Source organism: Ralstonia chuxiongensis (assembly GCF_024158925.1).
Classification (GTDB): Bacteria; Pseudomonadota; Gammaproteobacteria; order Burkholderiales; family Burkholderiaceae; genus Ralstonia; species Ralstonia chuxiongensis.
Map to the genome: position 1 here is coordinate 875,368 of NZ_JAMYWC010000002.1, position 12,929 is coordinate 888,296.

Annotated in this window: 11 protein-coding genes; 4 read left to right on the forward strand and 7 right to left on the reverse strand. The window is 65.4% G+C overall.

Annotation, left to right across the window (positions count from 1 at the left end):
- Window positions 1-4 precede the first annotated feature (4 nt).
- Window positions 5-1,051 (forward strand): SGNH/GDSL hydrolase family protein, encoded by a 1,047-nt coding sequence (locus tag NKG59_RS08775; RefSeq protein ID WP_045203669.1) that lies wholly within the window; start codon window positions 5-7, stop codon window positions 1,049-1,051.
- Between the two features lie 62 nt (window positions 1,052-1,113).
- Here NKG59_RS08775 and NKG59_RS08780 read toward each other — a convergent pair whose 3' ends face one another.
- The 5 genes from NKG59_RS08780 to ku form a co-directional block, all read right to left on the reverse strand.
- Window positions 1,114-2,286 (reverse strand): tetratricopeptide repeat protein, encoded by a 1,173-nt coding sequence (locus NKG59_RS08780; protein WP_045203668.1) that lies wholly within the window; start codon window positions 2,284-2,286, stop codon window positions 1,114-1,116.
- 78 nt (window positions 2,287-2,364) lie between these two features.
- On the reverse strand, window positions 2,365-2,892 hold the full coding sequence (gene mobB / locus NKG59_RS08785) for a molybdopterin-guanine dinucleotide biosynthesis protein B (RefSeq protein WP_045203667.1): 528 nt from the start codon (window positions 2,890-2,892) through the stop codon (window positions 2,365-2,367).
- Window positions 2,889-4,427: a D-alanyl-D-alanine carboxypeptidase/D-alanyl-D-alanine endopeptidase gene (dacB, locus tag NKG59_RS08790; RefSeq protein ID WP_045203666.1), complete on the reverse strand. Its 1,539-nt coding sequence runs from the start codon at window positions 4,425-4,427 to the stop codon at window positions 2,889-2,891. Before dacB ends, mobB begins: the two co-directional genes overlap by 4 nt.
- Window positions 4,428-4,566: 139 nt before the next feature.
- Window positions 4,567-7,170, reverse strand: a complete 2,604-nt coding sequence (gene ligD / locus NKG59_RS08795) for a DNA ligase D (RefSeq protein WP_253536400.1) — start codon at window positions 7,168-7,170, stop codon at window positions 4,567-4,569.
- Window positions 7,171-7,188: 18 nt separating this feature from the next.
- A complete protein-coding gene (gene ku / locus NKG59_RS08800; RefSeq protein ID WP_253536401.1) occupies window positions 7,189-8,103 on the reverse strand; it encodes a non-homologous end joining protein Ku in 915 nt (304 codons plus the stop codon).
- A gap of 156 nt (window positions 8,104-8,259) precedes the next feature.
- Here ku and NKG59_RS08805 point away from each other — a divergent pair, with 156 nt between their 5' ends.
- The 3 genes from NKG59_RS08805 (at window position 8,260) to NKG59_RS08815 (ending at window position 10,880) form a co-directional block, all read left to right on the forward strand.
- Window positions 8,260-9,444: an MFS transporter gene (locus tag NKG59_RS08805; protein ID WP_253536402.1), complete on the forward strand. Its 1,185-nt coding sequence runs from the start codon at window positions 8,260-8,262 to the stop codon at window positions 9,442-9,444.
- 211 nt (window positions 9,445-9,655) lie between these two features.
- Window positions 9,656-10,045: a hypothetical protein gene (locus NKG59_RS08810; protein WP_253536403.1), complete on the forward strand. Its 390-nt coding sequence runs from the start codon at window positions 9,656-9,658 to the stop codon at window positions 10,043-10,045.
- A 19-nt stretch (window positions 10,046-10,064) separates the two neighbouring features.
- Complete coding sequence (locus NKG59_RS08815; RefSeq protein ID WP_253536404.1) at window positions 10,065-10,880, forward strand: hypothetical protein; 816 nt, start codon at window positions 10,065-10,067, stop codon at window positions 10,878-10,880.
- On the opposite strand, the gene NKG59_RS08820 is transcribed toward NKG59_RS08815, so the two are convergent.
- Complete coding sequence (locus NKG59_RS08820) at window positions 10,870-11,646, reverse strand: DUF1045 domain-containing protein (protein ID WP_253536405.1); 777 nt, start codon at window positions 11,644-11,646, stop codon at window positions 10,870-10,872. The two genes, NKG59_RS08815 and NKG59_RS08820, sit on opposite strands and share 11 nt — an antisense overlap.
- A gap of 8 nt (window positions 11,647-11,654) precedes the next feature.
- Window positions 11,655-12,830, reverse strand: a complete 1,176-nt coding sequence (locus NKG59_RS08825; protein WP_253536406.1) for an alpha-D-ribose 1-methylphosphonate 5-triphosphate diphosphatase — start codon at window positions 12,828-12,830, stop codon at window positions 11,655-11,657.
- Between the last annotated feature and the right edge of the window lie 99 nt (window positions 12,831-12,929).

Below are 12,929 nucleotides of genomic sequence, written 5' to 3' on the forward strand. Positions count from 1 at the left end.
CATCATGAAGTTGCGTCAATGGATGGGCGTCGTCGCTTCGGCGGCCCTGGCCTTGAGCCTGGCCGCTTGCGGCGGCGGTGAAAGCGATCAGAGCGGCAATCCCAACGTCGCCAAGGTGCAGCGCATGGTGGTATTCGGCGACAGCCTGAGCGACGCCGGCACCTACACGCCGGCAGCGGCTGCCGTGGGCGGCGGCAAGTTCACCACCAACCCCGGTCCGATCTGGGCGGAAACCGTGGCCGCACAACTCGGTGTGACGCTCACGCCGGCCGTGATGGGTTACGCCACCTCGGTGCAGACCTGCCCGAAACCTGGTTGCTTCGACTACGCGCAAGGCGGCTCGCGCGTGACCGACCCGAACGGTATCGGTCACAACGGTGGCGCCGGGGCGCTCACGTATCCGGTCAAACAGCAACTCGCCAACTTCTACGCGGCCAGCAACAACACGTTCAACGGCAACGACGACGTGGTGTTCGTGTTCGGCGGCAACAACGACATCTTCTACTGGGCTGCCGCTGTCGCGACCCCCAACTCGGGTGTAACGCCGGCAATTGCTACCGCACAAGTGCAGCAGGCGGCGACCGATCTGGTCGGTTACATCAAGGACATGATCAGCAAGAACGCGACGCAGCTCTACGTGTTCAACCTGCCTGACAGCAGCCTGACGCCGCAGGGCGTGGCGGGCGGCGCGACAGGCCAGGCACTGCTGCATGCACTGGTGGGCGCGTTCAACACCACGCTGCAGACCGGTCTGGCCGGCACCAGCGCTCGCGTCATCGACTTCAACGCGCAGCTGACGGCCGTGATCCAGAACGGCGCGACGTTCGGGTTCAGTAACACAAGCGTGCCGGCGTGCGATGCGACCAAGATCAACGCACTCGTGCCGGGCGCGGGCGGCAGCTCGCTGTTCTGCTCGGCCAACACGCTTGTGGCCACGGGCGCCGATACGTCCTACCTGTTCGCAGACGGCGTGCACCCCACCACGGGCGGCCACCGACTGATCTCGAGCAACGTGCTGCAACGCCTGCTGGCTGACGGTGTGACGCACTGATCGAGCACCACTGAGCAAAACGCCCGCGTGAAGCGGGCGTTTTTGTTTGTGGCGATGTTTTCCTACTTGGCGTCGGCGGTCGGCAATGTCACGGCCAAGCGGGCCAGCGTAGCGTTGAGCACATCGTTTTGCGGCGACATGGCGAGGCCCTGCCTGAAGCAATCGTGCGCTTCGTCCGCGCGGCCCAGCTTCCACAGCACTTCGCCCTTGTGTGCAAAGCCTTCCGCGCGTGCTTCGCGTACCGCTTCGTCGCTCGCTTCATAGTCGCCGTCGGGTTGCGTGAAGACGGCGATGGAGCGGTCGAACCACGTAAGCGCTTCGTCGTTGCGGCCGAGCCGGTACAGCGCCCAGCCCTTGCTGTCGAGCGCGAACGGGTCGTCCGGGTGCTTGGCCAGATAGGCATCGATCATCGACAGGCCGCGCTCCACGCGCAGGCCCGCGTCAACAAGTTCGTAGCCGTAGCTGTTGAGGCGGTCTTCCGGCACCGGCTGCAGATCGAGGGCGAGGTCGATGCGGGCATCATCTCGTGCGGCAATTGCCACTGACATCAACTTGCGCGCGATGCGGCTCTGCAAGTCTTCGCTGAGTGTCGCCGCGTTGGCGGTGAGCGTACCGAGGTATTGCGTGTAGAGATCTGGTGCGCCCTGCGAGTTGCTGCTATCGGCGATCGCGCGGCCTTCGCCGGCGCACCAGGCGTCGTCAGCCCGCGTGAAGGTCACGGTGTTTTCAAGGTGCACGGTGCGCGACTCGCGCGATTGCACGTAGGCGGTATAACCGCCGGCGCTGGAGTGGCCGCAGACCAGGTATTCGCCCACCACATCGATCAGATATGGATGCCCCTCGATGGGCGCGCCGCCGAGGGAATCGACCAGGCGGAACGATTCGCCAAGCTCTCCATTGCCAACCACCGGGTTGAGCACCCAGCGTGCCGCCGCATAACGCTTGGGCAGCCGAACCTTGGCCGTGCGCCCGGCGCTGTCGGTGGTGCCGAAGATCACGCTGTCGGTTTCACCCACCTGCGGCGGCTTGCCGGCGATGGTGTGGTCGGGCAGGAACAGCCGGTAGCGCGCGTTGGGCATCGGGCGCCCGGTCGCAGAATCGATGAGGACGAACTGGTGGACCTGTGCGCCACGCCCGAGGGTGGCATTTGGGGCGACCCAATCACGCGCTGCGACTGGCAGGGCCGAGCAAAAAAATGCCGCGCCAAGCAGCGCGGCCGATAGACGGGAAAGCATGTTGTTGGGAGGGGGGCTGGCAAAAAACTGGACGGCCCCATCATAGCCAAGCTGCTTCGCCCGGATGTTAAGAGTGCTTCATATGGATGCGTTGGCCAGTTGCCGCACGGCAAACCGGTACACCGCATCGACGTCGTTCAGATCCAGCACGGCAACGCCTTCGGGTGGTTGCACGGCGTCAGGCGAATCGGTGGCCACTGCTACCACGCCGCCAATTTCTGGCCAAAGCGGCGGCCGCCCCAACGACGGGCGAAACACCTCGATCTTCGGGAAGGTGCTGCGCTTATAGCCTTCTACGATGACGAGGTCGGTGGCGGGCGAGAGCAGTGCCAGCACGTCGTCAAGTTCGGGTTCCACGGCGTTGGCGTATTCGCGCATCAGCACGAGGCGTTCGCCGCCCACGAGCACGACTTCGGCGCTGCCGGCTTCGCGCATACGGTACGAATCCTTGCCCGGTGAATCGAGATCGAAGCCGTGATGCGTGTGCTTGATAGCTGCGACGCGCCGCCCGTCGCGCACGAAACGGGCGATGAGCTGCTCGACGAGCGTGGTCTTGCCGCTGCCCGACGTGCCGGTGATGCCCAGTAATGCCTTGCGTGAACTCATCGCGGCGCGCCCTGGTAAATCCATTGCAGCAGTGCGTCGTGTGCGGCCTGGCCGCCGCTGGCGTTCGGGTGGTTGATCATGCTGACCACCACGAAGCGCTCGCCGTTTTCACCTTCCACGTAGCCTGCGATGGCGCGCACGTCGTTGAGCGTGCCGGTCTTGATCTCGGCATTGCCGGCCACTCCGGCCCGTGTCAGGCGGTTGCGCATGGTGCCGTCCACGCCGACGACGGGCAGCGCATCGCGCAGCACGCCGCCGTTCGGGTTGGCGTCTGCCTGTTGCAGCAGGCGTCCCATGTTGCGTGCGCTGATGCGTTCGATACGCGACAGGCCCGAGCCGTTCTCCAGCACCAGCTCCGGCATCGTCAGGTTCTGTTTGGCAAGCCAGCGGTTGATGACCTCGGTCGATTGCCGCACCGATGCGGGCTTGCGGCCGATTTCCGCGCCGATCGTCAGGAAGAGCTGGCGCGCCATCACGTTGTTCGAATACTTGTCGATGTCATGCACGACCTCCGACAGCGGCGGGCCGTAGTGCGTGGCCAGCAGAACAGCCTGGCGCGGCACCTTGCCCTCGCGCAGGCCCGGCGTGAAACGGGTCGTGCCACCGGCTTGCTGCCACAGCGCCAGGAAGCCGCCCCAGATAAAGTCGGCATGCGTGAGCGCAGCGATATTGAAGACGCGTTCGCCGCACGCGGCGGCATAGCGGCCGTCAAAGCTGGCAAGCACATGGCCGTCGGTTTGCGTGGAGATGTTGGCGCCGGAGGTTGTCTTCCAGTCGCCGCAGCCGCCGCGCGTGGTGCGCAACTGGTTGTCGATCTGCAATTGGGCCAGCGGCGGCGATACATCGATGTTGACCGCGCCATTACCGGCATCCGGCGACAGCGTGAACGTCAGCGTCTTGAATGAATACAGCAGCGCGTCGGGCGCGACGTTGTAGGCACGCGCGCTGTCGCCGTCCAGCGGCGGGGCTTCCGACAGACCGCCCTCGAAGTAGGTGCGATCCAGCACGATATTGCCGGCCAGTTCGTCCACGCCGGCGCGGCGCACGTCGGTCACCAGCTTGACGAGTTCTTCGGGAATCAGCTTCGGATCGCCCTGGCCGCGCAGGTACAGGTTGCCGTCGAGCGTGCCGTTGACGGGCTGTTTGTCGGCATAGGCCGTGGTCTTCCAGCGAAAGTCCGGGCCCAGCAGGTCCAGCCCTGCGAAGGTTGTCAGCAGCTTCATGGTTGACGCCGGGTTCATTCCGGTGTCTGCATTCCATTGCAGGATGGGCGTGGCGGTGCCGGTGCGGATCACGAACACGCTCACCGCATCCAGCGGGATATGCGCGCGCGCAAAGGCCAACGCCACGTTGGCGGGCAAACCAGCGGGATTGTGCGCAGCCTGGCGCGCTTGTGCGGGGGTGGCGCGCGCTGCCGCGTGAGTCTTGGCTTTTTTGGCGTGGGCCAGCGGCGAAGCCGCAATGGTCAAAAGCACAGCGCAGGCGAGCGCACTGCGCGACAGATTCAGCAAACGGGTCGGACGAATTCGGGCCATCGGCGGGGGGCAGAGTGGAGCGCAGACAAGTGCGCCAAGTGCAGACGCAGGCATGTTAACGCAGCGGCCCCCCACTTCGGCCGACAAGCAATAGGGCGTTCACCGCCCAATTCTTTAAGAATCGCCAGCGTGTGACGGTTCAGTCATTGGCGGCGATGCGCTTGCGCATGTCGGCCGTGACCGATTGGCGCGTGCCGGCGTAGTCGGCCCATGGGTCGTCCTTGAGCTTAGCCAGCTGCTCCGGCAGCGTGCGCAGCGTCCACTGGGCAGACGATTGCAGCCCCTCCAGTTCGTCGTGACGGATCGGCACCGACACCGGCAGCCCCGTCCGAGCACGCACCGAATACGCCGCCACTGTGCTTGCGCCGCGGTTGTTGCGCAGATAGTCGATGAAGATTTTTCCCACGCGGTTCTGCGGGCCCATCTTGGCCACAAAGCGGTCAGGAAAAGTCGCGGCCATGTGCTGCACCACGGCTTGCGCGAAGGCTTTGAGCGTGTCCCAGCCGGCGGCCTCACGGCGCGTGAGTGGCACCACCACGTGCATGCCGTGCCCGCCGCTCGTCTTTAGGAACGCCTTCAGGCCGAGTTCATCGAGCAGCGCGAGCGTGAGCTGCGTGGCCTCGATCACGCGCGCGAAGGGCAGTGCCGGGTCGGGATCGATATCGAAGACGATGCGGTCGGGCTGTTCGATGCGGTCGGCCAGTGCATTCCACGTGTGGAATTCCACCGTGCCCATCTGCACTGCACCGACCAGGGCTTCCGCCGAGTTGATCGCTAGCAGCGACGGATGCCCCGGGTCAAGCGATGGGTCCAACTGCGTGATGCCCTGCAGCTTGAGTGCGGCGGAATGCTTCTGGAAGAAGCGCTCGCCGTCGATGCCATCGGGCGCCCGTACGAGCGACGTCGGCCGGTTGCGCAGATGCGGCAGCATCCATTCGGCCACGCCTGCGTAATACCGCGCCAGGTCGGCCTTGGTGGTACCGCTGGCGTTCTCGATCACGCGATCCGGATGCGTGACATCCACACCTGCGATGCGTTCGGCACCGGGGCGCACCTTGCGTTCGGGGGCATTCACGGCGCGGGTCTCCTTGCGGGCGGCGGCACTGGGCGGTTTGGCTTTTTCACGCACGATGTTGCGCGCGGCTTTGTCATCGCGCAAACCTTGAAACACCGCCTGCCGCACGATGCCTTCGCGCGTCCATTCGGCAAAGGCGATTTCCGCCACGCGTTCGGGCTTCACCCATTGCACGTCGCGCGCATCGCTGCCGGTGGGCGGGTCGGCGAAGGGCGGCGTGTCGACGGTCAGACCGGTCAGTTCGTGATGCAATGCGTGCAGACTTGTCTCGTTGAACCCGGTGCCGACGCGGCCCGCATAGCGCAGCGTGCCCGCGTCGTCATATACGCCGAGCAGCAGGGCACCAAAGCCGCTGCGGCTGCCCTTGGGCGCGCTGTAACCGCCGATCACGAATTCCTGCCGCTGCCCACATTTGAGCTTGATCCATGCTGGGCTTCGGCCGGCGCGGTACGGCGCATCGGCGCGCTTGCCGATCACACCTTCGAGCGACATGCTGCACGCAGAAGACAGCAAGTCTTCGGGTGCCGTGTTGAATGTGCCTGAGAACAGCACCGCATCGCGGTCCAGGTCGCCCGGGGCCGCATCGAGAATGCGTTGCAGCAGCGCCCGTCGTTCGCGCAACGGCACACCGCGCAAGTCCATGCCGTTGCAGAACGGGATGTCGAACAGGTAATAGGCAATGTGTTCGGCATGCGCTGTTTCGAAGGCGTTCTGCAGCGTCTGGAAGTCGGGCACGCCGCGTTCGCCCATCACCACGACTTCGCCGTCGAGCCACGCCTCACGCAGGCCCAACGCATTTAGCGTGCGCGCTTGGCGCGGCAGCTTGGCTGTCCAGTCACGGCCGTTGCGGCTGAACAGGCGCACGGTGGTGCCGTCGATGCGCGCAAGGATGCGGTAGCCGTCGAACTTCACTTCGTAGTCCCACTCGCCTTGCGCGGGCGGCCCATCGACCAGTGTGGCGAGTTGCGGCTCCAGCGTTCTGGGCAGCGTGCCGGGCACGGCGCCAGCGGGCGGCTGCACTTGTGCAGGCTCGGCACGCTCGGTCCTGCCGTCATCGGCCTTGGCCTTTCCTTTGGTCTTGGGTTTTGCGCCAACGTTCTCTCCGGTGACCACGCTAGCGGGCAGTGCCTGTGTCACGTCGTAGTCGCTGGATGCGCGCACCTGGTCGTCCCGTTCCTTGATCAGCAACCACTGTTCTTTCGGATGTCTGCCTGTGCCGTGCAAGTGCGTGCGCACGAGCGCCCACGCACCGTGGAGCTTCTCGCCGTCGAGATCGAATTTGAGCTTGCCGTCGCGGTACGCCTTGCGCGGATCGCCATGCGGGCGCCAGGTGCCGCGATCCCACACGATCACGTCGCCACCACCGTATTGGCCTTCGGGGATGTGGCCTTCGAAATCCGCGTAGTCCAACGGATGGTCTTCAACATGCACGGCGAGGCGCTTGTCGGCGGGGTCGAGGCTGGGGCCTTTCGGGACGGCCCAACTCTTGAGCGTGCCGTCGAGTTCAAGCCGGAAGTCGTAGTGCAGCCGTGTGGCGTCGTGCTTCTGGATCACGAAGTGCAGGGCGCCATCGTCATGTCGCTCATCGGCTTTGCGGCGTGCGCCCGCCGGTTCCTGTGTCTGCGTGAAATCGCGCTTGCGGCGGTAGTCGGCGAGATGGCGTGGCATGGCGTCGGCTCCGTCGTGTTATGCGCGCTTGCGCGTGGCTGTCTTGCGTGCCGTCTTGGCCGCAGCTTTGCGTGGTGCACGCTTGCGCGGGGCGGGTTCGTCTTCCGCCTCGTCGTTTGACGCACCTTTGCCCTTACCGCGCTTGGCAAGGCTCTGGCGAAGCAGGTCGGTCAGGTCGATCACGTTGCCGGTACGCGGTGCGGCGTGCCCGGCTTCCATCGGCTCGACGGATTCCGTGCGGCCTTCGCGCACTTTGCGATCAACCAGCGCAAGGATGTCGTCGCGGAAGGTGTCGTGGTATTCGGCAGGGTCCCACGTGCCGCTCATGTCGTCGATCAGCTTTTCAGCCATGTCGATTTCCTTGGCCGTGAGCTTGGCGGCCTTGGCACCTTCTTCCGGCACGTCGAGTTCGGACCAGTCGCGCACCTCGTTGGACCAGCGCAGCGTATGCAGAACAAGCACGGGCCCCATCGGAATCAACGCGGCCAGATGCTGCTTGGTGTGCAGCACCACGTTGGCAACGCCGATCTTTTGCGAGCGCGTCAGCGCCTCGCGCAGCAGTGCGTAGACCTTTTCGCCGCGCCGGTCGGGCGCGAGAAAGTAGGGCGTATCGAGATAAAGAAATGGAATCTCCGCCGCATCGACGAAGGACAGCAAATCGACTGTTTGCGTGGAGACCGGGTTGGCCGCGCGCATGTCCTCGTCGGTGAGGATCACGTAGCGGTCTTTCTCGTAGGCGTAGCCGCGCACGATCTGCTCGCGCGGCACCTCTTTGCCGGTGGTTTTGTTGATGCGCTTGTAGCCGACGCGGTCCATCGTGCGGCGGTCGAGCCAGTCGAAATCGAGATCGTCGCTGCGGGTGGCCGGATACAGCGCAACAGGAATGTGAACGAGGCCGAAGCTCACGGCGCCCTTCCAGATCACGCGGGGCATGGCAGGTCTCCCGATGCGGTGGATTCGAGCGTGGTGACGCAAGCCGCATACCTGCCTGGCGCGGGCCGGCGTCATACGCTCATCAGTCGGGCGCGGTAGCATGGTGCCTTTGCAGCGCAGCACGTTTGCGCCGCGCGTTTTTCCCAGCAGTCCTTCATGTCTTCCGAATACGTCCAATCTACCGGCGCGTTACGGCCCCGCCGGCTTCCCCTGTCAGCCCGCGCGGCGACGATGGCGCTCTTTTTCGCCAACGGTGCAACGTTTGCGACCTGGGGCATTCACATTCCTACGGTGAAGGCACGCTTCGGGTTGTCCGAGGCGTCGCTGTCGCTGGCGATGTTCATGGTGGCCGCCGGCGCCATCGTCGCGATGAAGTTTGCGGGCAAGTGGGCGGCACGCGTCGGAACCCGGCGCGCGAGCGTGCAGGGCGGCGTGGCATTTGGTGCCATGACCGCGCTCCTCATGCTGATGCCGAGCTACCCCGCGCTGCTGGCTGTGCTGCTGCTGTTCGGCATTACCAACGCGGGTTTCGACGTGGCCATGAACGCGCAGGCCGCCACGGTAGAGGCCAATCACCACAAGCCGATCATCTCGTCGCTGCACGGCATGTTCAGCCTGGGCGGCATGGTGGGGGCGGCGGTGGGCGGCGTGCTGCTGGAACTGGGCGTTCCGCCGGCGGTGCACTGCGGCGGCATGGCGCTCGTCACCATGGCGGCCGCGCTGTGTGCGGGCCCTTTCATGCTGCCTGACCACGTGCATGCAGAAGGCGAATCCGCGCATCCGACCACGGGCCGCACGCTGTTCTTGCTCGGCGTGCTGGCCTTCCTGGGGCTGGTAGGCGAAGGCGCGATGTACGACTGGACGACCGTGTACATGCGCGAGATCGCCCAATCTCCGGAAGCCGTCGCCAGCGCGGGGTACGCAGCATTTTCAGGCGGGATGGCGCTTGCGCGTTTCGGCGGCGATTTCGCACGCGGGCGCTGGGGCAACATGCGCGTGCTTGGCGGCAGTGGCGTGCTGGCAACGGGCGGAATCCTGCTAGCTTTGTTGTGGCCAGCGCCGATTGCTGTCCTGACAGGCTTTGCGCTGATGGGCGTGGGCGCCGCTAACATGGTGCCGATCTTCTTCATCACCGCGTCGCGCCTGCCTGGGGTGCCAGCCGCCGAAGGCATTGCTGCCGTGGCGCGCTTTGCCTACGTGGGCTTGCTGATCGGCCCGGTCATCATCGGGTTGATTGCGCATCGCTCCGACCTGCGCTGGGGGCTGTCGGTGGTGGCGCTCACCATGGCGTTGATTGCGGTGTTAGGCCCGCGTGCGATCCGCCAGCCGGAACGCCGCTGATCGGCCTGAACTTCAGCTCGCGCCTGCCCAAAAAATATGCAGTTTCTGTGCGTTGACTTTCCTGTGCGCTTGCCATAGCTTACGACGAGGAGAGGGGTTTCCCGGCGCCGTCGCCAACGTGCCAGTTGCGCACGACATCGGGATGCGTTCAAAACGAGGCTGCACCATTTAATTTGATCAGCCCAAACGACCCATAGGAAAGGAGCTTCAGATGCCGTACAAACGTCTTACCCTCGTGGCAGCGGTAGCTGTCGTAGCAGCCATCGGCACCGTAGCCCACGCGCAGACTGACCAGAAGAAGTTCGACCCCTATAGCCAAGGCGCAAAAGTCGGCGACAAGTTCGATCCGTACCAGCAGGGTGCGAAGGCCGGCGACAAGTTCGACCCGTATTCGCAGGGCGCCAACAAGAGTGACAGCACCGCCAGCGCGCTCAACCCCGGCGCCCAGCCGGCCAATGTCGAGAAGGGCAAGTACGACACGTACACCCAGGGCGCCAAGGCCGGTGAGAAGTTCGATCCGTATAGCCAGGGCGCCAAGGCCGGCGGCAAGTTTGACCCGTACAGCGAGGGCGCCAACAAGAAGGACGCGCCCAAGCAGTAAGCCCGTGCCGATCGGGTTCATGAAGACGCTGATGCATCGCCCGATGCATCGGCGTTTTTCTTTATGGAGCGCCGCCGTAGCCGTGGTCGGGATTGCACTGGCGTTGCCTGCGCAGGCAGCGGGGCTATGCTCCGCGCCCTGGGTGCACGACGGCAGCCGCGTGCGCCTGGACGGCAACGGCAAGACGCCGATGATCGTCGAGTTCACCCTGCATGACGTCAATCGCGACATGCAGGACGGCTGCGAAATCGGTCTGCACATCTACGCCAAATCGGGCCTCGTGGCGCTGGGCGGCCGGCCCATCGAGACGGTGCAGGAGCACCAGCTATTGGTGGACGAGGCTGGCGTGGTGACGCGCATTGTCAGCATCAACGGCCGGGTTTTTGCGCAAAGCGAACATGCCGATCTGATCGGCACCGTGAGCACTGCCATTTCCGGCATGTTCCTGTATGGCGCCGGCCTGGCGCCCGAAGCCCAAATGCTGCCGGGCGATACGTACGAATCCAGCTTCGATTTCGATGTGGTGTCACCGCGCCTGGGGATCTCCGTCGGGCGCATGCGGGCCGAGCGTGCCAAGGTGGAGGTGTCGGAGCGAGAGGTGGGGCCGCCGCAGCCGATGGACACCGTGGTCGGCCAGTTGCAGTGCCGGCCGATCCGCTACACGCGCACGGCGCGCCTCGGTGTGCTGCGGCTGGGCAATGAAACGCTCGAGCCCGACCCCACCGTTGCGCACATCACCGATTGGTACTGCCCAGAAGCGGCCGTCGTGATGCGCCAGGAGGTTGAGCAGCACGGCCAGACGGAGGTGATCGACGTGGTCGAACTCAAGCGCTGAGCGCGCTCTGCGCAGCGTCGAAATCTTCCGTGCTCCCATCAAACCGGTACACACGTGCCACCGTAAACGGCGCTTCCGGCGCAGGCTGCGAGAACAACGCGATGTGATCGATGGGCATGGAGGCTGGCAGCACCACGCGCGAGGCTTCCAATGCGCGATAACACGCAAGCTGCTCGGCATGGTCGAGCCGCCCGGTCAGCGTGATGTGGAACGTGAACGTACCAAACACATACGGATAGCCCCAGCGCTGCAGATGGTGCTCTTGCGCATCCGACAGGCCCGCACGACGACGGCGCGCCAGTTCAGCGGGCCGCGGCGGTGCGCGAAAGACGTCGAACTCGGCGACGCATGCATCGGCGAACTTGTGGAGCGTGTCGCGCGCTGGGTCGCCGTGACGCAGCCGCCAAGCGAGAAAGCCGCGCAGCGTCTGCAAGGCCGGCTCGATCGCGAAGGTTTGCTGCTGCTGTGCGAAGCGGCGCAGCGCGGCGTCCAGCTCATCGACGGTGCGATCGCTTGCCAAGCGGAACGGCGGTTTGAACGTGGCGTGCAGGCCGTACTGGCGCGGCGCTTCAGTCCAGCGGTCAAGCGTGGCGAGATCGATCGCGGCTTCGCTGAGAAACGCCTCGCGCTCATCGGCAGCGATGGCGGTGTTGGAGCGAGCGCAGCGGCCGAGCCAGCGCGTGCCCAGGCCGTACCAGGGCTCGGGCGGCAGCAGGTAGAGCGCATACCGCCAGGCTGACGGTAAAGGTGCCGGCGCTTGCTCCATGGTGTTGCTCAGCCGATCAGCGGCAACTGCCCGGCGGCGTGGCGCAGTCGTCCGCCCACCACGGCCGCCACCACGCGCGGCAGTCCGGGGCGGCGGTCATCTATCACGATGGCGTCGGCGCGCAGCCCTGTTGCGAGCGTGCCGCGATCCCTCAGCCCTGCGGCTTCGGCCGGGTTGGCGGCCACCAGCGCCCAGGCCTGGGCCAGCGGTACCACACCGCGCTCTGCCAGCTTGAACGGCGCGGCCAGCAGCGCGGGGTAGTAATAGTCGGATGCCAACACGGTGCCCAGGCCCGCGGCCACCATGGCTGTCGCATCGGGTGCGCCGTTATGGCTGCCCCCGCGCACGACGTTGGGCGCACCAAAGACGATATGTCCGCCATGCGCGCGCGCCGCCTGCGCGACATCCTCGGTCAACGGAAATTCGGTGACGGTGCAGCCGTGCGCGTGGAACGTGTTGCGGGTGGCAATGTCGGGTTCGTCGTGTGACGCCATGCAGATGCCGCGTTGCTTCGCTGCCCGCGCGAGCGTGCCGGTCACCTCGGCGAGTCTGGTGGCGTTGACTGCGGCAGCATTCAGACGGGCGAGGAACGTGTTGATGTCGCACTCGGCCCGATCGGCGTATTGTGCGAGCTTGCGCGCGTCGCCCAGCTTGTCGCGCATCCCGGGCAGGTGATCGTTGAACGACAGGAAGTGCACGCGGCCAGCGTCCATCCAGCCGAGCGCATCGGCAACCCCGTCGGCGTGATGCAATTCGAAGCGCAGATGCATCAGGTGCTGGGCTCCCAGATGCGGGCGCATGGCGTCGAGGGTCTCCAGCATGCGCAGCGCGTAGGGTCGGCCGCGCAAGCCGCCTTCCCAGGAATAGGTAACGCCGTGGAATTCGGTGGTGATGCCGCAGGCCAGCAATTGGCCGTCAACGTCGGCCAGCGCGGTTTCGTAAGGGAAGGCCACGCCGGGGCGCGGCATGACCGCGCGTTCGAAGGCATCGCCGTGCAAGTCGACGATACCGGGCAGGACGAGCAGGTCGCCGCAGTCGATCATGCCGCGCGTCGGGTTGGCGTCACAAGCGGCAATCTGCCCATCTCGGAACTGAACGGCAGCTTCCGCCAGCCCTTCTGGCAGCAGGGTACGTCGCGAAATCAAGCCGGCCACGTGGCTGACGGAAGACGAAAACGATTGCATAAGGCCCAGGTGCGAGAAGTGCGCAGAGACGTCGTGCGGGCATTGTGCCGCAACTGGCGTGCCGCTTAGCCGCACATCCGCCATTTGCCCCACCCTGAA